Origin of the sequence: Legionella genomosp. 1, assembly GCF_900640215.1 — a bacterium.
Lineage (GTDB): Bacteria > Pseudomonadota > Gammaproteobacteria > Legionellales > Legionellaceae > Legionella_C > Legionella_C quinlivanii_A.
This window is the reverse complement of the sequence record NZ_CAAAJH010000015.1, coordinates 73835-94348: the sequence shown is the minus strand read 5'-3', so window position 1 is coordinate 94348 and position 20514 is coordinate 73835. Positions and strand designations below refer to the sequence as shown.

Below are 20514 nucleotides of genomic sequence, written 5' to 3'. Positions count from 1 at the left end.
ACAGACTTGCGCCGATGATAGTGTGGAGTTTCTCCATGTGAAAGTAGGTCATCGCCAGGGCTTTATTGCAAAGCGGCTTTCGAGCCGCTTTTTTTTTGCCTAAAAAACCAAAAAGCGCGCTCGTAGCTTGGGCCAAGGCCGAATGGCACTTAAGCACGTCATCCCGAACGTAGTGAGGGATCTCCTTAATGTGCACCGCTCCAGGCAAGGGAGATCCCTCACTGCGTTCGGGATGACGTGAGACGATTTCTTCTTAAGCAAGTGCCATATCACTCTCCCAAATACTTATCCTTCAATCTGACATAATGTTTGGCTGAATATTCGAGTTGTTCCAACTCTTGCTCTGTGAGCGGCCGAACTTGCCGCGCAGGATTACCAAGATATAAATTGCCGGATAAAAGGCGCTTCCCGGGTGACACTACACTGCCTGCAGCAATCATAACATGATGCTCCACATGCGCAGCGTCCAGTATTAATGCTCCCATGCCGATCAGACAGTAATCTTCAATGTGACAGGCATGCAGAACGGCTTGATGGCCTACTGTAATCCCATTTCCCAGAATCAACTTCCTGCCACCGGCAGTAAATGGACCATCATGCGTCACATGTAAAACAGCACCATCCTGAACACTGCATGAATGGCCAATTTCAATGGAGTTCACATCGCCCCGGACCACCGCCATTGGCCAGACAGAACTGTCATTGCCAATCCTTACATCGCCAATTACAGAGGCAGCCGGATCAATATAGACTCGTTCCCCCAGGGAGGGGGAAATCTTATTAAATGCTCTTAAATTCATAAGCTCACTCTCGCACCTAAACCATCGTTACCAATTCTTCGGCGCTTGTAGGGTGGATTGCGACTGTGTTGTCGAAATCTTTTTTGGTAGCCCCCATTTTTACAGCAACCCCAAATCCTTGCAGTATCTCATCGGCATAGTAACCAATCATATGTAAGCCAATGATCTTTTCTTCTTTACCCAAGGTAACTAGTTTCATGACGGTGGGCTTTTTATGCTCGCTAAACGCATCAAACATCGGATTAAATCGGGTTTGATAGGTTTTAATTTGCTCTGCTCCATATTTTGCGACCGCTTCCTCTTCACTCATGCCCACACTGCCTATCGGGGGGTGACTGAAGACAACTGAACATATATTGCTGTAATCGAGAAAGGCTTCAGCCTGGCCCCCAAAAAGACGATCACTCAGCCTTCTGCCGGCAGCGATGGCAACTGGTGTAAGTGCAGGCTCATCGATGACATCTCCAATAGCGTAAATACCTTTAATATTAGTTTGCTGAAATTTATCGACTTCAATAAGCCCTCGCGGATCCCGTTTAACCCCAATCTCATCCAGATTCAACTGATCAGTACGGGGAGAACGGCCAACGGCTGCGATGACGACATCAAAGTCACTGAGAACAGAACCGCTCTGGCAATGGATACTTCGCCTGCCATCGGTTTGTAACTCAATTTTTCGGGCACGATGGTTCGTATGAACCTGTAATCCATCGTTGAGCATTATCTCCATAAGAGTCTCGCCCAGCATAGAGTCGAATCGGCTAAGGGGTGCTTTACCTCGTAAAAACAGATGTGTTTCAGAACCCAGACCATTGAGTACTCCTGCGAGTTCAACCCCAATATATCCACTGCCAATGACCGCTACTTTTTGAGGAAGTTTTTCCAGGGCAAAAAAACCATCCGAGCTAATCGCGAGTTCAATTCCCTCAAGATCAGCCGGCATAGAGGGCTGTCCTCCAGTTGCAATAATTATGTGCGGTGCCTGATAAATCTGCCCGTTTACCTCAACCTGATCTGCTCCGACAAAGCGTCCATGCCCGTTAAGCCGTATAATATTAAATTGCTTGAAGCGAGCAAGATAATTTTCACGAAGCCGCTCAATGTAAGCTTTTCGTCTGGCGATTAATGTTGACCAATCCAGTTTAACTGAGCAGGGGTCAAAACCATAATCAGGAGCTTTTTCCATGATTTCGGCGATGCTTGAAGCATTGAACATTATTTTTTTAGGAACACAGCCCAGATTAACACAGGTTCCTCCAAGATGCTGCTGTTCAATAACGGCGACTTTCGCCCCGTGTTTTGCAGCTCGAACAGCACTCGCTATTCCCCCGCTGCCCCCACCAATAACGATTAAATCAAAATTCATCTATGCGCCTTATTAGTTAAACTCAATTAGAAGTATTTTAGTATAAATAGAATTTGCTCAAATAAAAAATTCAGGTCACTATAAAGCAATCATTTTTTTAGCAAATCATTATGCGGAAATTTTTCCTGATTTTATTGACTATAGGCAGTTTAATAGCTTGCCACCAATCACAAGAACGCCAGATACAAGGTTATGTGGAAGGTGAAAATATTTATCTGGCATCGCCTTATTCGGGGATTCTGGAGACTCTTGCGGTGCAACGCGGACAAATGGTGAAAAAAGGCGATTTACTCTTCCAGCTGGATAAAAATCCTGAATTCCTGCAAATTAAACAGTTTGAAGCCGATTTACAGCAAGCTAAAAATCTATTGAAGGATTTGGAAAATCCGCGACGAAAGCCGGAAATAGCGGCTATTCAGGCACAAATTGAACAAACCGAAGCGCAAATTAAACTGGCCGAGGTGCGAGTCAGACGCTATCAGGAATTATACCGCAAGCAGGCGGCATCAAAGGATGTCCTTGATGAGGCCGTTGCTGTCTATCAGGAGCAGGTCAAGCTGAAAGAGCAATATGAATCCAATCTTCGTCTGGCGAGACTTGGCAGTCGAGAAGAGCAGATCAATGCGCAAAAAGCCCAGATTGCTTCATTCGCGGAAAGATTGTCAGTTGCCAAATGGCAGCTGGAGCAAAAGCGGCTGTATGCACCAGCAGATGGTTTAATTTTTGATACCTATTATCGCGTGGGTGAGTTTGTAGGCAGCCAGAAAGCGGTTCTATCCCTGTTAACGCCTGCCAATGTTCGCATTGAATTTTTTGTTCCAGTGGAACTGCTGGCTGCGCTGAAAGTAGGGCAGAAAATTGAATTTCTTTGTGATGGCTGCCGTACACGTGCGCAAGCGCTGATTAGTTATATATCACCAGAAGCTCAGTATATTCCCCCTCTGGTATATAGCCGAGAGAACACCGATAAGCTTGTTTTCCGAATCAAGGCCGATCTGCGGGAATTTAATGAATTTAAGCCGGGTCAGCCAGTGACGGTGTTTATACCATGACTGATGAAGCCATTATTGATGTCCATGATTTATGTAAAAGTTTCAATGGCAAGGTGGTGGTCAATGGGGTTGACATGTATGTTAAAAAGGGAGAGGTGTTCGGCTTTCTTGGTCCTAATGGCAGTGGAAAAACGACAACCATCCGTATGCTTTGCGGTTTGCTGACACCGGATTCTGGCAGCGGAACTTGTCTAGGCTATGATATTTTGCGAGAGTCGGCCAGGATTAAAGAGCATGTTGGCTATATGACTCAGAAATTCAGTTATTACACTGATCTGAGTATCGAAGAAAATCTTAATTTTGTCGCCCGTGTTTATAATCTGGATAATCGAAAACAACGGGTTGAACGGGCCTTGGAGGATTTAGGACTGACTCATCGGCGCAAGCAGTTAACCGGTGAGCTGTCGGGTGGCTGGAAGCAGCGTGTAGCCTTGGCAGCCTGTCTCTTGCATGAGCCAGAGTTACTGCTTCTCGATGAACCTACAGCCGGAGTTGATCCTTTGGCACGCCGCGAGTTCTGGGATAAAATTCACTCACTAAGTCAGCAAGGCATTACCACCCTGGTATCAACACATTATATGGATGAAGCTGAGCGCTGCACCCGTCTGGCATATCTGGCCTATGGCGATTTGCTGATTACTGGAACAGTGAGTGAAGTTATTGCATCTACAAAGTTACTAACCTGGAAGATTACTGGTGATGTAACTACCAGTTTATTACAGGAAGCTAAAGAAATGAAGGCTGTGATGCAGGCTGCCTTGTTTGGCAATCAAATTCATGTAAGCGGGTATCAGGCAAAAGAGATTGAAGCCGAATTGCAGCAGCTTGCCCAACGCCATAGGGTAAAATGGCAGCCAATTGACTCCACACTGGAAGACGCCTTTATCAGTATGGTTAAAAAATCAAAAGGAGGTAGCGCTTGATTCATCAGGGGTTTTCTCGTTTGCTGGGTATTATGGTCAAAGAATTCATTGAAATGAGACGCGATAAGGCTACGTTCGGGATGATTCTGGCTATTCCTCTTATGCAATTGATTTTGTTTGGTTATGCGATTAACACCAATCCCCGTCATCTGCCTACGGCCGTTGTTAATCCTGAACCTTCCCAGTTTACACGGCGTATTCTTCTGAGTATGCAAAACTCAACCTATTTTCAGTTTATCAGTCCCTCCAGTTCAGAGGAAGAAGCACGGCGGCTGATTAAAAGAGGAGAAGTGCAGTTCGTAGTGAATTTTCCTCCTGATTTTTCGAAGCAATTGGTCAAAGGGCTCAAGCCTGGCGTTCTACTGGAAGCGGACGCGACTGATCCTGCGGCGACCAGCCGCGCTGTTGATGTCTTCACGCAGATGGCTTCTCTGGCATTAACCGAAGAACTTAAGGGGCCTCTGGAATCATTAGCTGATCAGGGGCCTCCCTATGAACCTCTTGTTCATACCATTTACAATCCTTTGGCGATTACCGCCTATAATATTGTGCCGGGACTTTTAGGTGTGGTTTTAACAATGACAATGGTAATTGTAACGGCTCTGGTAATCACCCGCGAGTATGAACGGGGTACAATGGAAAATCTGCTCGCTACCCCTTTAAGGCCGCTGGAAGTGATGGTCGGAAAACTGCTGCCCTATATTATAGTCGGTTACGTCCAGGCTTTACTGATTTTATTGATGGCCAGATTTTTATTCCATGTGCCAATGGAAGGAAATATATTTCTTCTTCTTTTCTTAAGTTTGCCATTTATTGCTGCAAATCTTGCAATGGGTCTGACCTTTTCTACTGTTGCTACCAACCAGTTGCAGGCAGTACAAAGTGCCATGTTTTTCTTTTTGCCTTCCATTCTATTATCAGGATTTATGTTCCCTTTCCGGGGCATGCCTGTTTGGGCTCAATGGGTAGGGAGTGCTTTACCCCTGACGCATTATCTGATCATTGTTCGGGGAATATTACTCAAAGGCAATGGTTTCCTTGATGTATGGCGAGAAACCATCCCTATTATGATTTTTACTGTCGTTATTCTGCTTATTGCATTTAAGCGATACAGGCAAACCCTGGATTAATATTGTGCTTTTATTTAATCTGATTCGAGATATTGGACAACTCGTGTTTCAACTCGCGAATCAATCAAAACGCCCACATGATCCACTCCAGGCAGTAAAGTCAGGCTTGCAAAAGGATATCGCCGACAAAATATAATGGACTCCTGCGGGCTAATCGAGTCATCTTCTTTTCCATGAATACATAAAATAGGAATTTCACAGCTGTTAATCATTCGCCGATAGTTTAAATGATCAATGCTGGTTTTGGAGTTTTGCCTAATCACATTTCGCAATTGCAAAAAGGCAGAGCCGTTTAACCCCAAACGTCTGGCTAATTTACTCACCGGCGTTCTCATCTGGGTGGGTGAGGCAATGAGAATGGCCTTGTCAGGCATGTGTTCTATTTCCCATTCGGGTAGCTGATGAGCAAGATTTAAAGTGTTTAGCAACATGGAGCCGCCAAAGGAGTGTCCTAACACCGCATAAAAAGGCCCAAGTTCATTAAGTGTTTCTTTTAAAATACTTACCGCATCCAGCCAGGTTAACTGCCATCCGCGGGCTTCGCCATGCGCAGGAAAATCAATTGCATAGACATCATAGCCCTGTTGATGGAGTGCCCGTATTACTCGAACCATATAGGCTGCTCTGGACATCCAGCCATGAGTTACCAATACTTTTTTCGCTTGCGGATTGCCTGGCTGTTCAAAGCGGTGTATTACGTGATGGCGTGGTTTATCTCTATGTATCACGGCGGTTCGTTTAGAAGCTACAAACTCACAGGCACGAGCTGCAAAATCCCGATATTCTTTCTCGAGCGGCAGAGGTAAGGGGGTAATAAAAAAATGATAGCAGAACTGTGCCTGTAAGAAATCTTTCACTTCAGTTAAAGTATTGACTATCATGATCACTGTCCTGTCAGTAACTAACATTTAATTGGCACGTGGAAATCGAGATTTCCCGCCAGCAGGTTAATTCATTCAGATGATATAAGACGTCTTTTTTTATCATTCATTCTCTAATTAAAGTTTAGCACTTTGTCTTATGACTAGCCAAACCGATTGATAATTACAAACTGCAAGGCCCTGTCTCAAATCTTTGTTTTACTGACAATTATGAGAACTATGAGGTTATATTCCTTTCAAATTCATAGCATTATCTTAAGAATGGGATTGGACTTTTAGTCAGTCTCAATTTAGACTTTAGCAATACCTACTGCTTCAAAAAGGAAATTTCATGCACAGCTCAAATTATCTCTATCATCACGGTGAACAGGAGTTACATGGTTTTCTTGCTTATGATGATTCCATTGACCAGCCTCGTCCTGCGGTGATTATTGCTCATGACTGGAGCGGGCGAAACGAATTTGCCTGCCACAAGGCGGAGATGCTGGCGAAAGAGTTAGGCTATGTTGGTTTTGCCCTCGATATGTATGGGCATGGACGTATCGGATACACGACCGATGAAAAAATCGCTTTGATGCAGCCATTGGCCGGGGATCGGCGTTTGTTGCGTGATCGTATCCGTGCGGGTTTTGATGCAGTGATTGCGATGTCTGAGGTGGATAGTACCAGGGTTGCGGCTATTGGTTTTTGCTTTGGCGGTTTATGTGTGCTGGACTTGGCGCGTAGCGGTGCGGAACTGGCTGGTGTGGTCAGCTTTCACGGGTTACTCGATAAACCAAAACACATTCCCAATCAAAAGATTCAGGCTAAAGTGCTTGCTCTGCACGGCTATGACGATCCAATGGTACCCCCGCAACAACTAAATGATTTTTGTCAGGAAATGACGGAAGCAAAGGTTGACTGGCAAGTTCATCAGTATGGGTTGACAAAACATGCGTTCACCAATCCCAACGCTCATGATCCTGATTTGGGAACGATTTATAATCCGATAGCTGCCAAACGATCCATGCAGGCCATGAAAAATTTTCTTCAAGAAATTTTCAAATAGATCAGTACTATGCGTAAATTAGCAGGTTTTATTTTAAAAAGCGTACTTTTAATCTGTCTAAGTGCGGAAGCTGCTTTTGCGGCAGATACAGTCAAGGATTTTCAAAGCTGGCTGACAGTGCTTGGCATGGGGTCTTTAGGCAAAGGGCAGCTTGAGCAATTCAAGCTCTGGTTGGAAGCGCAAGAGCGCGCAGGGGATAATGTAGAGCGGTCCACGCAAACATTGCTAAGAACTGGCCTGGGCTACGCCGTAAATCAGGATACCACTCTTTGGCTCGGTTATGCCTGGGTGTATACGGAAGAACCCTTAACAAGACATCCGTTTCATGAGAACCGTATCTGGCAGCAGCTTTTTTGGACTAAAAAATTTCAGGAGTTGACGTTTTCAATACGTTGCCGTCTTGAGGAACGCTATCTGGAAACCAGTGATAATACCGCTTACCGCTACCGACAATATTTTAAGCTGATGGTTCCTCTGGTACCGACGGCCAAACTTAATCTCGCCAGTACTGAAGAGGTTTTTTGGCATTTGAATAATTTCAATGGATTAAACAATCGTGGTTTTGATCAGAACCGTTTTTTTATTGGTTTTAATTACAAGCTAAACTCCGCACTCACAACGGAAATCGGTTACTTGAATCAATACATCAGACGTGTGAATACCAATAATTTCCAAGCCAATGTTTTAGCCATGAATCTATTTTTGAATTGGTAAGTTGATGTTTAATTGCCGCTAATCAAGTGCTCTCTCAGGTGTCCAATTGAGAATGTTTACAGACTTATTCATTCGTGAAAGAAAGAAACGTTTCTTTCTGCCAACAAATGATACAGTTGTTGAAACAATTACTCCAATTTGTTCATTTACAAACTAATAGAAAAATGTTACTCAGTTAATGTTTTGATAATACTAAGCGTATAAACTAGGAACATAAAAATGCGTCAGAATCCTTGCTTCAAAATTTAGGAGTATTGAATGAGTGTTGTTAGGGCTAGCTATATCAGCCTTGAATGTGAAGGCAAGAGACGACCTTTTCTATTGGGTTGCAGCGGTGGCGGTGGACACATCTCAGCGATTAAAGGGATTCATAAGTATTTAGAAAGAGAATATGCGAAAGCGGGAATTGAGTTTGATTTTCCCGAATATGAGCCGGTATTACTGGAACATAAAGGCAACAACCCGTCTCGCGACTTGATCCTCAGAGGACAGGGTCTGCTATACGATTATCGAATATCTCCTCTGCTAAAAAAAATCAGCGCGCTCACACCTATCCCAATAATTCCGTCACGGGAAAGCCTGCTCGAAGAAACCACCCGTTTAAATGACGCTGAAAAGAAGCTCAATCGATACTATCGCGATATGTTGCTGGATTATTATGACGCCGGATATGAAAGTGCAGGGATCTGGAACATATTACAACGAGAGGACGCCGTTTCTGAGTTAAGAAAGCTGATTGACTTACAAAAAAGTAACGATGATCAAAATTATTCCACAGTTAAAGAACGATTGCTGAGAGATTTAAAGGCGGCAGCAATTAAAGGTGAGCCTTACACAGAAATTATTAGTACCCAGGCAATGGGATTGCCAGCGCTTTGTGATGCAGCACGAGAGTACAATGAATGGATCATGCTAAATTACCCCGGTTATAATCAGTTAGTAGTCCAGCAGTATTTTACAGATTTACCTACTGAGGGGGCGGTTCATTTTTTTAATCCCTTAGCTCGCCTGAATAAAAAGCAGCAGCAGCAAATGCGGTTGTATGGTGTTGGAATGACGGACGAAATCATTCGTTTTCATTTTCCCAAGGGAGAACATTTTGCCGGCATTTATGATGTGCCTGCGAAGGACAATCCGATGGTTCGTCCAGGATTTAAGAATCCTGACCTGGATTATAGTCGATATTTTCATGAGCCTTGCAAAATAAGTCTCAAAAATCCGGATGATAGCGAATCTGATTATTCTGTCGCTGCCCACGAGCAGATCGCGACTATTCTTCTCGGTAGCCAGGCGGGTAATGACACAGTTAAATACATTGAAACCCTTTTAACAAATGGCTATGAGAAAATCTTTGTCCTGGGTGGTCATAAATTTAAAAAAGAAATAGAGGAAATTAGTTCGCGTTATCCGCATCTCAGTAGCCTCATCATTCCTGTATCGACAAATCAGGATGATATCAGTTTAACGCCATTACTTACCCGAAGTAATCTGGTCATTCAGCGGGGCGGCGGGGTTAGTGTGATGGAAGGAATGGCTTTGCCCCATAACCCAGAGCAAACCATTCTAGTTCATCATGCGGATAATGGCAGCCTGGATGAAACCAGACTGACATCTGGCATTCGCTGGGAAGATTGTAATGTTGACCGCTTGATAAAAGCATTATCTCAGCAAGGTATTGAGTGTAAAAAAACCTCACCTAAACTGGCAAAATCACAAATCCCCAGAGCCAGGCTTCATGCCGCGCTCATCCGGATAGAAAATAATTTTAAAGCGCAATTGAGAGACGCTCAGCCCGTGCTGTCGACCCATAACCGCAAGCAGCTACTTGAAAAAAATGAGCATCTCGAGAAAGCCATTAAATTTTCAGCCAGTTTCCGTCAATCTTTACCCTATCTTAATCAATTTATTGTTGAAGATTTTGTGGCTCTTTTATCCCATCCCTTGATTAAGGAAGAGCCAAAACGCCTGCTGCAAATCATGTCAGGCTATAAACGCTGTACTACCAAACAAAGCCGTGCAAATTGGGAAATTGTGCTGAATAATTTATTAAGTGAGGATCGACTCACCCATTCCTGGCTAAATAAGTTAAGCCACCCTGAGCTGGCTGAGCCTGTTATCACCAAAGAGGTGCTGCGAAGTATCATTTTGAGAATGCTGGAATTACAGCAAAGTCTTTCAGATAAAGAGCTGCATATTGCGACCAAATTATCACTTAGTATCGTTGAGCGAGCCAGCCTGAATGATTTGAAGGGCTTAAAACAATTATTATCCTCAGCCGTTCCACCGAAAGGCACGACTAATGATAATCTAAAGAAATATTACGCTCTTTGTAATTGTCTCGCCGAACGCCTGCAAACCCGTTCGGATGTACAGGAGTTAAATTATCTTCTTTTAAATCCAAAACCCGGAACCAAAAGTCGGGGAGGAAGCCTGATTGGTGAGCACGGAGAACCTAAGACCAGATTATTATCTTCAGCCGGGCAACTGGAAGATGCTTTAAAAGTGTATATTCTAGGTATGAAGTCTGACTTGAATAATTATAAAAAAAATCAGTTTCGCTTTTTCAGTCCCCGATATATGGTTCACTATAATCTTATGCATGAAAAGCTGAATATTGCTGAAACATTACTCACCAATTTAACCCGACTCAATCAAAAAGAATTACCTGAGCAGACGCGGGCCAAGCTGATGGCTAAAATGCTGGTAACCGCGCAAAAAGTGAATGAGAAAGTAGTAGATCGGGCGTTTTTTGCTTCAAGCGGCAGATTAGGCGAGTTGTTAAATTCGCATGTCGGTTTTATGAAACACAATTATTCAATTGCCTATCATCAGGGATGTGTCGAATTGCATTCCAAAACATTTACGACGAGCAGCGGGCTTCACTAGCCTGCTGGCAACATCGCAATTTTCTCTTTTAATAACTTTTCAGCAAGCCGGATTTGTCGACGGGTCGCTGCCATGATATAAATCAGAAGGGTAATCATTTAACAGGAGATTTTTGTGTCAAAATTTAATGACGTAACCAAAGGAATTAGCACTCAACTCGCCAAAATGCGCAAAGAAATGCCTGACGTTATGGCCGGATTTTCTTCTTTAGCTCAGGCCGCTACCAAAGATGGCGCGCTGGATAAAAAAACGAAAGAACTCATCGCAATGGCTCTGGCTGTCGCCAATCATTGCCCTGGCTGTATCGGGTTCCATTCACAAGCTCTGGTTAAATTACAAACTTCACGTGAAGAATTGATGGAAACTTTGGCGATGGCTATTTATATGGGCGGCGGGCCGTCTTTAATGTATGCCGCAGAAGCATTGGAAGCCTTTGAAGAGTTTAGTGCCTGAGAGTGTCAGGCTATTAGAAAAAATCCCCTTTCCCAGTCAGGAGAGGGTTACTGCCATTAAGTTAAGCTCAATTGTATATTAAACTGTCATCCCCGCGAAAGGCGGGGATCCATCTCTGAGCTAGCCACAATAGTAACTGAGGAATAGATTCCCGCCTTTCGCGGGAATGACAGAAGTCCTTGATTTAATGGCAGTGAGGGCTAGGGTGAGGGTTGATTTTTAAACCCTCTTTCTAACTCTCTCCCAAGCTGGGAGGGGATTTTGGCAGAATTTTATATAAGAATTGAAAGCCGTTCAGGAAGGCAAGCCCAAAACTGAACTCATATGCTGCATGCGCGCTGTTTTTCCGGTAGCTGAATTGGATGAAGCAGCTGGAGCGGCTGCATTCCCCTGGCAGGGAAAGCTTTTCATTACACCAAGCCAGGCGACCTGAGAAACGGTCATTTTACTTTTGTCGCTTTCCTGGCTTGAGATACCATTATAGGTTTGAACAATGATGTTATTCATCGTCATTGCATCCAGTTTTTTTCCTTCGGGCAGGCAAAATAACTGACGCCCCTGGCTTTTTGCTAAATCATTGGCCTGAGTCAGTGTTTCGGCAATACTTTCTGCAGTAATAATCAAAACGTTCCGGGCTGAACGCGCCCAGGCCTGGGATTGGGCATCGGCTTTCATTTCCATCTGCGGGATGTTATTTGAAATGTTGATATAATGATCAATAGTGTCTGCTTTGACCAGGAAAGACAAGGTAGATAACATTAGAAATAAATAGGTCCGCATTAATAGTTCCTGTTATAGCAGTTCGATAGGACAGACTCTACAAACTCTTCCGGAAATAATCAAGATTAATGAGGATAAACGGGCAGGTAGTTGAAATAACTTTGCAGACATTCAGAACCGCATTCATCGTAAGTATTATCCAGACAAAGAAAAAAAGATTTTGCGCCCCGCTTTCTGGCTTCCCGCATGGCATCATCCAGCGTTGCAAATGAAGCCAGGTCAGTTCCCTTGTGCAAATAATCTGTCTTGTGGTTTGCGATTAACTCAACCAGGTATTGATGTAATTCAGTCGGCGAATAAATGAGCCCTACCGGATTGTCTTCCGATAACTCCAATATTCCCTCTCGTGATAAATTATCCATAGTCGCTTGAGATAGAAAATAACCATGTTATAAATTATAGCAAATTGGTTTTGAATTTGACAAAAAACCTTTTTTCAGGTTAATGACAAGCCTGTTTTCTTTGCTCCAGAATGGAAAACACTTCATTATCACCAATCACCAGATGATCGAGCAGCTGGACATCAATCAGCTTCAGCGCCTGACTCAGGCATTCAGTAACCCGATAGTCCTGCTGACTTGCTTCACATAATCCTGATGGGTGATTATGGGCAATGATGACTGCGGCAGCATTCAGTTTGAGTGCGCGCTCCACCAGGGGACGCGGGTGCACAGTAGCCGCATTGATAGTGCCGTGAAATAATTCTTCATAGCAGATAACCCGGTATTGACTATCCAGAAATATAGCCGCGAAAATCTCATTTTTCTTGTCGCGTAGCTGACGCTTGATATAGCGATAAGTTTGCTCTGTATTGCCAAGCTGCTGGTCTTTTTTCAAAGTGATAAATTCGCTGCGCAGGCAAATCTCACGCGCCGCCTGTAGCTGCAGGTATTTCACTTGCCCAAGACCTGGAATGCACTTGAATCCTTGTATATCTGCATTAAGAATCGCACGCAAATCACCAAATGTTTTAAGTAAATCCTGAGCTAACTGCAGACAAGAGCGTTTGCCGTTACCAGAGCTGATAAAAATTGCAAGCAACTCCGTATCGGACAGCTTTTCAGCGCCAATAGTTGCCAGTTTTTCGCGCAAATCCAGGGATTGCGCGTTAAACAAATTTGTCATTCTTATTCCTTTATAGCGAGGTTTGTGTTTTGATCGGGGATTATTCTTATCAAAACTGTTCAAGCATGCAAGATTTTGAAGATAAAAAAATACTGTTAGGTGTTTGCGGGGGTATTGCCGCCTATAAATCTGCTTATTTAGTTCGTGAACTGACCCGACTCGGTGCGGAGGTGCAGGTGGTAATGACCAGGGCCGCCACAGAATTTATTTCTCCCATGACCTTTCAAGCCCTAAGCGGCAAAGAAGTACGCATGGATTTATTCGATCCACAAGCCGAGCGTTCAATGGGACACATCGAACTGGCGCGTTGGGCCGATTATTTAGTCATCGCACCAGCGACCGCGAATTGTCTGGCCAGGATGGCTCAGGGGCTGGCTGATGATTTACTTTCGACCCTGTATCTGGTGGCCAATATTCCAGTCCTTGTATGCCCGGCAATGAATCACAGCATGTGGAATCATCCGGCGACTCGCGATAACTGTGAGCTGTTGAAGCAGCGCGGCGTTGTTTTTGTCGGGCCCGATGAAGGAGAGCAGGCTTGTGGGGAGTTTGGCCCGGGAAGAATGGCGGAAGCACCGGCTGTAATCAGCAGTTTACGCCTGCTGAAAGTTCGCCGGCTTCTGGCAGGGCAACACGTTCTTATCACTGCTGGCCCCACCCGGGAAGCACTGGATCCTGTACGATACATCAGCAATCATAGTTCAGGACGTATGGGCTATGCGCTGGCTGAAGCGGCCTGTATGGCAGGGGCTAAGGTGGTATTGATCACCGGACCCACTGATTTGCCGCCTCCATCCAATATCGAATGCCATCGGGTGATTTCTGCCAAAGAAATGTTTGACGAGGTGATGCAGCATTTAAAACCTGGAACTTTATTTATCGGATGCGCCGCTGTGGCTGATTATGCGCCTGTTGCCGTGGCTTCGCAAAAAATCAAGAAACAGCAGGGCCAAAAGCCAGTCATTGAATTACAGCTTAATCCGGATATTTTAAGCAGTGTTGCGCAGTCCAAAAAGGCGGGGCTGGTGATGGGCTTTGCCGCAGAAACCGATAATTTAATCGAAAATGCCAGACAAAAGTTAAAAAATAAGCAGCTTGACTTAATTGTAGCAAATCAGGTGGGGAACGGCTTAGGGTTTGATCGCCTGGAAAATGAGGTGGTGGTTATCTCGCAAAAAGAAGAAATCCATTTGCCTTTGAACAATAAACAGCGATTGGCGGCTGATCTTATTGCAATCCTGGCTTCAACTCTTCAAAATGTCGCCTCATCTGAAGTTTCTGGAGATAACTGATGGAACACGCAATTCAACTTAAAATCCTGGATCCCCGTCTTGGGAACAGTATCCCGTTGCCATCGTATGCTACTGAAGGGTCTGCTGGTCTTGATTTACGGGTCTGTATCGATGAACCTTTGCAAATTGCTGGCGGTGAGACGGTTCTTTTGCCTACCGGCCTGGCTATTTACATCGCAAACCCGCAATTGGCGGCTGTTATCCTGCCTCGTTCTGGTTTAGGGCATAAACACGGTATTGTGCTGGGTAATCTCGTGGGGCTTATTGATTCTGATTATCAGGGGGAATTAAAAATTTCCTGCTGGAACCGCAATCAGGAGCATTTTACTGTGAATCCTGGTGAACGTATTGCCCAATTGGTCTTCCTGCCGGTTGTTCAGTGCCAGTTTAAATTGGTGGATGCTTTTATCGAAACCCCACGAGGTGAGGGCGGTTTTGGCAGCTCGGGGAGAGGCTGATGCCTTATGTTGAAAAAGAAGTAAGCCCGCTGGTATTTCGTGCTTACGATATTCGCGGCGTAATTGATGAAAACTTTAATGAGGATGCTTTCTATAGCATTGGCAAAGCACTCAGCGTACGCATGAAAGCTTTGAATCGCAGCAGTATTTTTCTTGCTCGTGATGGGCGCCTGACTAGTGAGCGCCTGGCAGAAGCATTAAAATGCGGCCTGCTTGGCAGTGGAATCGATGTGATAGAACTCGGGGCGGTATCCAGTCCTGTGCTGTACTATGCCACTCATCTGCCGCAATCAGATTCGGGCCTCATTGTGACCGCTAGTCATAATCCAGCTGAGTATAATGGGATTAAAATGGTCCTGGCGGGTAAAACGCTGACCAAATCTGAAATCATGGATTTATACCAAATCATCCAGAATGGCCAGTTCATAGAGGGGCAGGGAAAAAGCTCTTTCCTGAATATTCTGGATGCCTATGCCGATCTGGTTGTTTCAAATGTGCATGTCGCTCGACCATTCAAGATAGTTGTGGATTGCGGCAATGGTATCGCAGGCCCGCTTGTTCCCAAAGTTCTGGAGCGCCTGGGTTGTGAGGTGATTCCTCTGCATTGCGAGGTAGATGGGCATTTTCCCAATCATCATCCCGATCCCACCATTGAAGAAAATTTAGCAGAGTTAAAAGATACGGTCAGAAAGCATCAGGCTGATATTGGCCTGGCTTTTGATGGCGATGCGGATCGTCTGGGTGTAATTACCGAAACAGGAGAAATGATCTGGCCCGATCGTCTGATGATGTTTTACGCCCGCGATCTATTGAAGAAAACAAAAAATGCGACCATCGTTTTTGATGTGAAATGTTCTGCGTTTCTAACCCGGATTATTGAACAGGGTGACGGCGTGGCGCAAATGTGTCCCACGGGCCATTCGATTGTGAAATCAGTAATGGAAGAAAAAGGCGCTATTCTGGCTGGTGAAATGAGCGGGCATTTATTTTTCAAAGATCGCTGGTTTGGCTTTGATGATGCTTTATACAGCGCCTGCCGCTTGCTGGAGCTCTTAAGTCAAAGCCCGCTAAGCCCCAGTCAGCAGTTTGCGCAAATCCCGATAAGTGTCAATACGCCGGAAATTAAAATCCCGATGGAAGAGAAAGACAAATTTCTGTTTATGCAGGAGTTTGAAAAAAAAGCAGAATTTCCCAAAGGGCGCGTTATTGGGATTGATGGCTTACGGGTGGAGTTTGCGGACGGATGGGGTTTATTGCGAGCTTCCAATACCACACCTTGTCTGATTGCAAGATTTGAGGCTGAGGATGAAAATGCTCTGGAAAAAATCAAAACGCTGTTTCGTAAACAGATAAACCAGATTAATCCGGCATTGGAGTTACCGTTTTAATTGTTCTTAAGACCTCCTACGTCCCGCGACTTGTTCGCGGGATCCAGGGAACCGGCTAAGATAAGTAAGCAGGGCCCTCATTTATAAGGATATTTTATGGATCATGGAAATATAGCCTGGATGCTAATATCCTGTGCTCTGGTAATGCTAATGACGCCTGGCCTTGCCTTTTTTTACTCTGGCTTAAGCCCAGTACGAAACACATTAAATACAATCAAAATGAGTTTTATTTGTCTGGCGATCATCCCGCTTATATGGGCGGTCTTTGGCTATTCTTTAGTCTACGGCGGGAGTAATCAATGGCTGGGAAATATGGATTATCTGGGACTCGCGGGTTTATTTTCTGCGGAAAATAAGAGTTTGCCTATTCCCATCCCGCTGTTTATGTTATTTCAAATGATGTTTGCAGTCGTCTCTCCGGCCATAATTTCCGGTGCGCTGGTAGGGCGAATGAAATTCAGCAGTTACATTTTGTTTGTATTTTTTTGGACCATTCTTGTCTATATTCCTTTGGCGCACTGGGTTTGGGGTGTTAATGGGTGGTTAGCACAAATTGGCGCAATTGATTTTGCCGGCGGAATCGTGGTTCATATCAGTGCCGGATTTTCTGCATTGATTGCTGCGATTATTCTTGGACCAAGAATTGGCTTATCGCAGCAAAAAAATCGTCCCCACAATATCCCTTTTGTGGTTCTTGGTGCTTCAATGTTATGGTTTGGCTGGTTTGGATTTAACGCAGGCTCAGCTTCTGCTGCCAATGATTTAGCTATTTGCGCAGCCATTACCACGATGCTGGCTGCAAGCTCCGCGGTTACAACCTGGACATTGCTATTATGGGCGCGGGGAAAAAGGCCCTCTGCAGTTGGCGCATCAGCTGCCGCGGTGATTGGCCTTGTTGCTGTCACGCCTGCATCGGGCTTCGTTACCCCTATGGGCGCCATCGTTATTGGCAGTATTACAGCAATCATTGCGCAGTTTTGCCTGGATTTCCTCAATCGTTTCGAGACGGTCGATGATGCGGCGGATGTCTTTGTCTGTCATGGCATCTCGGGTGTGATTGGTTCTGTTCTGACCGGTGTATTTGCCACGGTAACTATGAATTCCGCTGGTAAGGACGGTTTACTGGCTGGAAACGCTATGCTGATAGTTTACCAGTTGATAGCAGTCATTGTTGCAATTGCCATCTCCATAATCGGCACGGCATTGATTCTCTTTACTTTGAAAAAGCTGATAAACATCCGCTCAACCCCCGAGGAAGAAATTCAAGGGGTGGATATCATTGAGCACGGCGAAAAGGCCTATGACCATACACTTTCGCCCTAACTAAAATATTACATAGTTTTATTTGAGTGCTCGTATGAGAGGCTTTGCTCAGCACCCTGATTTTTTAAGTGATTCAGATTTTCTTTCATAATCAAACTCGCAGGCGCTGTTGTCGGCTTCATATTTGCAGGTAAATCCTCTGCTATTTCTGAGTCTTGAATAAGAGAAATTTGATTTAAGTAACTCATAAAATCATTAGCTCCGGGTCGTAAGTCTGGATTAGCCTGCAAGCTCATTTGAATGAGTTCTCTAGCTGCCTTTCCTGGCTCGGTTTGGAAAATTTCCGCTGTAAAGTCAAGGGCATCCGCTGTATTACTGACCGTTGAGTCACAGCCTGCAAGCTGAAGTTTTGAGGCCCAGGATAATTTTTCATCGCCTTGCTGCATGGTCAGTAAGTCGTATAACATGACTGCCAGCTGATAGCTGGAAAATTTATCCATGCTTATATGCACATTGCTTGATAGATCTCTAAGATATTCGGGTGCGGCAAAAGAATAAGTAGTATTCACTTCTTCATATTTTTCCAATGTGCCATCAGATTTTAAAGGGCGAATAAATTTTATATCAGAAACCGCCAGCTGCAACTTGTCATTGACTAAAAAGTTTTCTGCCTTAATATCCGGATGACCATAGCCTTTCTTCGCCAACAGAGCAACAAATTCCGCAACCTCCTGAGTTCTTTGCAAAGCCATGCTCACTGAAAGTTCGGGCGTTGCTTTGGCGTGCCGGGATTGGTATCGTAAAATATCACCATTCTGGCAAAATTCAGATACGGTGATCAGATTATTGTTCCCCATTGCCAATAAAGGGGTGACGGCACGCAAATAATCCTGAGTAAGAAACTTGCTAATCTCTGGATCCCGGCGTAGTTGGTTAATCAGACCGGGTTTGTAATCATTCCCGTCAGCCACGCGGATTAAATAAGATTGTCCTGTTTCCAGATTGGTGGTTACCCAGTTTTTGTTATTGCCACCCCCTTGAGGCCCCAATCGCTTAGTCTCAAAACCAGGTATAATATCCATTTGGTTGCTGGATAATTGTTTTGATAGCTCCAGCAGTGCTCGATTCTGAGGAGAGCGGAAGCCCAATAGGTCGGCTGCCACATGCTTCTGATGTTCGAACTCAACTTTTTTATCTTCCAGGGTTTCAAAAATATAATTCATTTCAAAAAGAACGGCACTCAATAAATTACGCAGCCGATGCTGGGCAATTGGCTTTCTACTGGTTTCAGTAGGGTGGTTTAGCTGAAGCAGTATATGATTTTTTAGTTGTTCAAGGGCATTGTAGTAACTGATCTTCGCTTGCTCACTCTCATGCTGCCCTGCACGTTGCTGATGGACCGCCAGCAGTAAAGGGTCTATTTTTGCATATAATTCATTCCTTGCAGCTAAAAAATTCCGAGGCGTTGTGTGCTTCGTCCACTCTTTAACGGTTGGAAGAGGTGTGGGATGCTGCGCCAATTCCAGAACGCTTTTTTCGCCAGAGGTTCCAGGGAAAACGCTTGTTTCAAATGATGCGAACTCTTCCATCACCAGGCTGCTTGAATACCAGTTAAGATAATTATCGATATCTTTGTCCACAAAGTTAGGGTCATGTTTCGTTTGCATGTCTATAAAAACTGTTTCAGATAAAGTATGTATCTGCGCCAGAAGCATAGCCTGTTCCCGCCTGTCTGATCTTTTCTGATCATACAAACGGATAAGCGAGTTCAGTGTGTTTATTTCGGCCAGTTTTCCGGACGTCTGGATTGGTGTGAGCATACATACTCCGATTCATTCCCTTAACTACAGTGTAGAATACGGATTCAGGTTTGCTATTAATGGATACTCATACCGGGTGTTCTATTTTGTAACAGATGATGATACTCATTGGATGCAAGATCCGCTGCCAGCTTATTATGCTCATTGCATAAATCGGTTCTTGCGCCATGTGCAAGAAGTAGTTCAATCATTTTTCCATTGCTTTGCCCGGCAGCTAAATGGAGAGCGGTATTGAGTTTACGGTCTTGCTTATCAATTAAATTGAATTTACCCGTTAACACCGCTGTTACTGCTTCAGCATAACCTCCGGCTACGGCATAATGCAGAATAGTTTGATTGTGAAGCGTTCGATGTTCAACCATCGCTCTATTTCTTAACAAGGGCTGATATATTTTTTTTAATCCAAGTAACAAGGCCACATGCAGTAATGTTTCGCCTTCATCATTGATTGCTTGCAATGCCGACGGATTTTTCTGAAGCGCGTCCAATGCTTCATCCTCCATTTGGGCTCGCAGCAAATAGAACAGGATATTTTCACCTGCAGCATCCAATCGCTGAACAATTTCAGGCAAGGTATGAGAGAACTCTCGGTAACACTCTTGTCGCATGGCAATATTGTGGCATTGCAAAGCCAGCATGATTGGCAGCTTACCTGCCATATTCGCTTGCATGGCTGACATATTCAGTTGCAGCAGAAACCGTATGACCCGAGGATGACCATTAATTGAAGCCAGATGCAGCGCTGAATTATTAAAGTTATTCACATGTTGCAGGCAGTTTTTCCTGACCTCGTTATTACTGTGCGGCCAGGCCTGTATCAGAAATCGATCCATCCCATTTTTAGCGGCATAGCTGAATACTATCAGAGATGAATCGAAATCAAGGGTTTCATCCAAAGCGTTTTTATTTTTTATTCGCTCATAACTTTCATACAAGTGTTTAAGGGCGGTGATAGTTTGCTGGGGCTGTAAATCACTTTTAATATTTCTGCGAAAATAATTGACAATTGTTTCCAGATCGCGCTCATTGATTTCATCAGGATTGATCTGCAATTGTCGAAGGCGTGTTTCCCAGCTCGCTGGTCCAAAAAAACCTTTCATAGCTATCCTGTCCTTGTTGTTTAAACGAAGTATAG

The 20514-nt window shown here is 44.4% G+C and carries 19 protein-coding genes; 11 read left to right on the top strand and 8 right to left on the bottom strand.

Features of this window, described 5'->3' with window-relative positions:
- Window positions 1–269 precede the first annotated feature (269 nt).
- Both E1O89_RS12985 and gorA read right to left on the bottom strand, forming a co-directional pair.
- Window positions 270–800, bottom strand: a complete 531-nt coding sequence (locus E1O89_RS12985) for a gamma carbonic anhydrase family protein (protein ID WP_133140510.1) — start codon at window positions 798–800, stop codon at window positions 270–272.
- A 16-nt stretch (window positions 801–816) separates the two neighbouring features.
- Complete coding sequence (gene gorA / locus E1O89_RS12980; RefSeq protein ID WP_133140509.1) at window positions 817–2166, bottom strand: glutathione-disulfide reductase; 1350 nt, start codon at window positions 2164–2166, stop codon at window positions 817–819.
- 110 nt (window positions 2167–2276) lie between these two features.
- On the opposite strand from gorA, the gene E1O89_RS12975 reads away from it, so the two are divergent.
- The 3 genes from E1O89_RS12975 to E1O89_RS12965 are packed head-to-tail and all read left to right on the top strand — an operon-like array spanning window position 2277 to window position 5271.
- Entirely contained in the window at window positions 2277–3218 is a 942-nt protein-coding gene (locus E1O89_RS12975; RefSeq protein WP_133140508.1) for an HlyD family secretion protein, read from the top strand.
- Window positions 3215–4141, top strand: a complete 927-nt coding sequence (locus tag E1O89_RS12970; RefSeq protein ID WP_133140507.1) for an ABC transporter ATP-binding protein — start codon at window positions 3215–3217, stop codon at window positions 4139–4141. The genes E1O89_RS12975 and E1O89_RS12970 overlap by 4 nt, the downstream gene beginning before the upstream one ends.
- Window positions 4138–5271 carry an ABC transporter permease gene (locus tag E1O89_RS12965; RefSeq protein ID WP_262337521.1) on the top strand — a complete coding sequence of 378 codons (1134 nt, stop codon included), beginning with the start codon at window positions 4138–4140 and terminating at the stop codon, window positions 5269–5271. The genes E1O89_RS12970 and E1O89_RS12965 overlap by 4 nt, the downstream gene beginning before the upstream one ends.
- 14 nt (window positions 5272–5285) lie before the next feature.
- On the opposite strand, the gene E1O89_RS12960 is transcribed toward E1O89_RS12965, so the two are convergent.
- Entirely contained in the window at window positions 5286–6152 is an 867-nt protein-coding gene (locus E1O89_RS12960; protein WP_112220565.1) for an alpha/beta hydrolase, read from the bottom strand.
- Between the two features lie 331 nt (window positions 6153–6483).
- Here E1O89_RS12960 and E1O89_RS12955 point away from each other — a divergent pair, with 331 nt between their 5' ends.
- From E1O89_RS12955 to E1O89_RS12940, 4 genes are all read left to right on the top strand, one after another.
- Window positions 6484–7200, top strand: coding sequence for a dienelactone hydrolase family protein (locus E1O89_RS12955; RefSeq protein WP_133140506.1), 717 nt, complete (start codon window positions 6484–6486; stop codon window positions 7198–7200).
- Window positions 7201–7209: 9 nt separating this feature from the next.
- Window positions 7210–7914, top strand: coding sequence for a DUF2490 domain-containing protein (locus tag E1O89_RS12950; RefSeq protein ID WP_133140505.1), 705 nt, complete (start codon window positions 7210–7212; stop codon window positions 7912–7914).
- Between the two features lie 258 nt (window positions 7915–8172).
- Window positions 8173–10800, top strand: coding sequence for a hypothetical protein (locus tag E1O89_RS12945; protein WP_133140504.1), 2628 nt, complete (start codon window positions 8173–8175; stop codon window positions 10798–10800).
- Between the two features lie 165 nt (window positions 10801–10965).
- The gene (locus E1O89_RS12940; RefSeq protein WP_058508053.1) at window positions 10966–11253 is read left to right on the top strand and encodes a carboxymuconolactone decarboxylase family protein; all 288 of its coding nucleotides are present in this window, start codon (window positions 10966–10968) and stop codon (window positions 11251–11253) included.
- A 294-nt stretch (window positions 11254–11547) separates the two neighbouring features.
- Here E1O89_RS12940 and E1O89_RS12935 read toward each other — a convergent pair whose 3' ends face one another.
- The 3 genes from E1O89_RS12935 to radC form a co-directional block, all read right to left on the bottom strand.
- The gene (locus tag E1O89_RS12935; protein ID WP_233012449.1) at window positions 11548–12033 is read right to left on the bottom strand and encodes a phosphatase; all 486 of its coding nucleotides are present in this window, start codon (window positions 12031–12033) and stop codon (window positions 11548–11550) included.
- Window positions 12034–12098: 65 nt separating this feature from the next.
- Window positions 12099–12395, bottom strand: coding sequence for a hypothetical protein (locus E1O89_RS12930; RefSeq protein ID WP_133140503.1), 297 nt, complete (start codon window positions 12393–12395; stop codon window positions 12099–12101).
- 79 nt (window positions 12396–12474) lie between these two features.
- The gene (radC, locus tag E1O89_RS12925; protein WP_133140502.1) at window positions 12475–13158 is read right to left on the bottom strand and encodes a RadC family protein; all 684 of its coding nucleotides are present in this window, start codon (window positions 13156–13158) and stop codon (window positions 12475–12477) included.
- Between the two features lie 65 nt (window positions 13159–13223).
- On the opposite strand from radC, the gene coaBC reads away from it, so the two are divergent.
- The 4 genes from coaBC (at window position 13224) to E1O89_RS12905 (ending at window position 17619) form a co-directional block, all read left to right on the top strand.
- On the top strand, window positions 13224–14450 hold the full coding sequence (coaBC, locus tag E1O89_RS12920) for a bifunctional phosphopantothenoylcysteine decarboxylase/phosphopantothenate--cysteine ligase CoaBC (protein WP_133140501.1): 1227 nt from the start codon (window positions 13224–13226) through the stop codon (window positions 14448–14450).
- Entirely contained in the window at window positions 14450–14908 is a 459-nt protein-coding gene (dut, locus tag E1O89_RS12915; RefSeq protein WP_112220558.1) for a dUTP diphosphatase, read from the top strand. The genes coaBC and dut overlap by 1 nt, the downstream gene beginning before the upstream one ends.
- The gene (locus E1O89_RS12910) at window positions 14908–16296 is read left to right on the top strand and encodes a phosphomannomutase/phosphoglucomutase (protein WP_133140500.1); all 1389 of its coding nucleotides are present in this window, start codon (window positions 14908–14910) and stop codon (window positions 16294–16296) included. Before dut ends, E1O89_RS12910 begins: the two co-directional genes overlap by 1 nt.
- A gap of 96 nt (window positions 16297–16392) precedes the next feature.
- Window positions 16393–17619, top strand: a complete 1227-nt coding sequence (locus E1O89_RS12905) for an ammonium transporter (RefSeq protein WP_133140499.1) — start codon at window positions 16393–16395, stop codon at window positions 17617–17619.
- Between the two features lie 8 nt (window positions 17620–17627).
- Here the strand turns inward: E1O89_RS12905 and E1O89_RS12900 are convergent, their stop codons facing one another.
- The gene (locus E1O89_RS12900; protein ID WP_133140498.1) at window positions 17628–19379 is read right to left on the bottom strand and encodes a protein kinase domain-containing protein; all 1752 of its coding nucleotides are present in this window, start codon (window positions 19377–19379) and stop codon (window positions 17628–17630) included.
- A gap of 56 nt (window positions 19380–19435) precedes the next feature.
- Window positions 19436–20479, bottom strand: a complete 1044-nt coding sequence (locus tag E1O89_RS12895) for an ankyrin repeat domain-containing protein (protein ID WP_133140497.1) — start codon at window positions 20477–20479, stop codon at window positions 19436–19438.
- Between the last annotated feature and the right edge of the window lie 35 nt (window positions 20480–20514).

What these genes read in the sequence shown, in the direction of transcription:
- E1O89_RS12985 (WP_133140510.1), bottom strand. Translation starts at nt 800, where the DNA reads ATGAATTTAAGAGCATTTAATAAGATTTCCCCCTCCCTGGGGGAACGA.
- gorA (WP_133140509.1), bottom strand. Translation starts at nt 2,166, where the DNA reads ATGAATTTTGATTTAATCGTTATTGGTGGGGGCAGCGGGGGAATAGCG.
- E1O89_RS12975 (WP_133140508.1), top strand. Translation starts at nt 2,277, where the DNA reads ATGCGGAAATTTTTCCTGATTTTATTGACTATAGGCAGTTTAATAGCT.
- E1O89_RS12970 (WP_133140507.1), top strand. Translation starts at nt 3,215, where the DNA reads ATGACTGATGAAGCCATTATTGATGTCCATGATTTATGTAAAAGTTTC.
- E1O89_RS12960 (WP_112220565.1), bottom strand. Translation starts at nt 6,152, where the DNA reads ATGATAGTCAATACTTTAACTGAAGTGAAAGATTTCTTACAGGCACAG.
- E1O89_RS12955 (WP_133140506.1), top strand. Translation starts at nt 6,484, where the DNA reads ATGCACAGCTCAAATTATCTCTATCATCACGGTGAACAGGAGTTACAT.
- E1O89_RS12950 (WP_133140505.1), top strand. Translation starts at nt 7,210, where the DNA reads ATGCGTAAATTAGCAGGTTTTATTTTAAAAAGCGTACTTTTAATCTGT.
- E1O89_RS12945 (WP_133140504.1), top strand. Translation starts at nt 8,173, where the DNA reads ATGAGTGTTGTTAGGGCTAGCTATATCAGCCTTGAATGTGAAGGCAAG.
- E1O89_RS12940 (WP_058508053.1), top strand. Translation starts at nt 10,966, where the DNA reads ATGCGCAAAGAAATGCCTGACGTTATGGCCGGATTTTCTTCTTTAGCT.
- E1O89_RS12935 (WP_233012449.1), bottom strand. Translation starts at nt 12,033, where the DNA reads ATGCGGACCTATTTATTTCTAATGTTATCTACCTTGTCTTTCCTGGTC.
- E1O89_RS12930 (WP_133140503.1), bottom strand. Translation starts at nt 12,395, where the DNA reads ATGGATAATTTATCACGAGAGGGAATATTGGAGTTATCGGAAGACAAT.
- radC (WP_133140502.1), bottom strand. Translation starts at nt 13,158, where the DNA reads ATGACAAATTTGTTTAACGCGCAATCCCTGGATTTGCGCGAAAAACTG.
- coaBC (WP_133140501.1), top strand. Translation starts at nt 13,224, where the DNA reads ATGCAAGATTTTGAAGATAAAAAAATACTGTTAGGTGTTTGCGGGGGT.
- dut (WP_112220558.1), top strand. Translation starts at nt 14,450, where the DNA reads ATGGAACACGCAATTCAACTTAAAATCCTGGATCCCCGTCTTGGGAAC.
- E1O89_RS12910 (WP_133140500.1), top strand. Translation starts at nt 14,908, where the DNA reads ATGCCTTATGTTGAAAAAGAAGTAAGCCCGCTGGTATTTCGTGCTTAC.
- E1O89_RS12905 (WP_133140499.1), top strand. Translation starts at nt 16,393, where the DNA reads ATGGATCATGGAAATATAGCCTGGATGCTAATATCCTGTGCTCTGGTA.
- E1O89_RS12900 (WP_133140498.1), bottom strand. Translation starts at nt 19,379, where the DNA reads ATGCTCACACCAATCCAGACGTCCGGAAAACTGGCCGAAATAAACACA.
- E1O89_RS12895 (WP_133140497.1), bottom strand. Translation starts at nt 20,479, where the DNA reads ATGAAAGGTTTTTTTGGACCAGCGAGCTGGGAAACACGCCTTCGACAA.